Origin of the sequence: Mycobacterium innocens (genome assembly GCF_900566055.1) — a bacterium.
Lineage (GTDB): Bacteria > Actinomycetota > Actinomycetes > Mycobacteriales > Mycobacteriaceae > Mycobacterium > Mycobacterium innocens.
The window spans coordinates 1-1,390 of record NZ_UPHQ01000163.1 but is presented as its reverse complement, the minus strand read 5'-3'; the positions used below and the strand labels follow the sequence as shown (position 1 = coordinate 1,390).

Genomic DNA, 1,390 nt, shown 5'->3' with positions numbered 1-1,390 from the left:
TCTAAATCCCTTGTGTCACTGTGGTTTCTGTGGTCACATGACGGCGATTCTTGTCGGTGGGTGTTCGTAAGATTTCAGGCATGGGTTCGGGTAGTCGTGAAGACATCATTGAGGTCTTCGACACGCTCGATGCGGAGCTGGACCGGTTGTGTGAGTTGTCTTTTGAGGTGCTCACCACCCCCGAGCGACTACGGGCCCTGGAGCGTTTGGAGCGCGCGGCGCGGCGACTGCGAACACCGCAGCATGCGCTGATCAATCAGCTCGGCGCGCAGGCCAGCGAGACCGAGCTGGGCGCCAAGCTGCGTTCGGCGCTGGCCGACCGGTTGCGTATCACCAAGGCCGAGGCCGGCCGGCGCATCGACGAAGCGGCCGATCTCGGGCCGCGGCGGGCGCTGACCGGTGAGCCGGTGGCGCCGCAGTTGAGCGCCACCGCGGCCGCCCAACGTGACGGCCTGATCGGTGACACCCATGTGCGGGTGATCCGCGGTTTCTTCGCCCACTTGCCCGCCGAGGTGGACCTGTCCACCCGGGAGGCCGCCGAAGCCGACCTGGCCCGCAAAGCCAGCGGCTATCGCCCCGATGAGTTGGCCAAATACGCCCAGCGCATCATGGACTGGCTCAACCCCGACGGGGAGTTCAGCGAGCAGGAGCGGGCCCGCAAGCGCGGCATCATGATCGGCAGGCAGGAATACGACGGCATGTCGCGCATCAGCGGCTACCTGACCCCCGAAGCACGGGCCAGCTTCGAACCGGTGTTGGCCAAACTGGCGGCCCCCGGCGCCTGCAACCCCGACGACCCAACACCGGTCATCGACACCACGCCCGATGCGGACGCGGTCCGCCGTGACACCCGCAGCCAAGCGCAACGCAACCATGACGGCCTGCTGGCCGGACTGCGGGGCCTGCTGTGCAGCGGGGACCTGGGCCGCCACAACGGCCTGCCGGTGTCGATCGTCGTCACCACCACGCTGAAGGACTTACAGGCCGCCGCCGGCAAGGCCCACACCGGTGGCGGTTCCCTGCTGCCCATGTCGGATCTGATCCGCCTGGCCAGCCACGCCAATCATTATCTGGCGATCTTCGACCACGGCAAGCCCTTGGCGCTGTATCACAGCAAACGGCTGGCTTCCCCGGCGCAGCGAATCATGCTCTACGCCAAGGATCGTGGCTGCACGAAGCCGGGCTGTGATGCACCCGCCTACCATAGCCAAGTCCACCATGTCCGCGGCTGGGCCGCCACCGGGCGCACCGGCATCGACGAGCTCACCCTGGCCTGCGGTATCGACAACCGACTCGCCGAAAAAGGCTGGCGCACCCGCAAGAACGCCCGAGGCGACACCGAATGGATACCGCCAGCGCACCTCGATCGCGGACAGCCCCGCACCAACCC

Annotated in this window: 1 protein-coding gene; it reads left to right on the top strand. The window is 67.0% G+C overall.

From position 1 onward, the window contains the following. Positions 1–80: 80 nt before the first annotated feature. A partial coding sequence (locus EET03_RS16080; RefSeq protein WP_136625707.1) for an HNH endonuclease signature motif containing protein occupies positions 81–1,390 on the top strand: 1,310 nt, incomplete at its 3' end.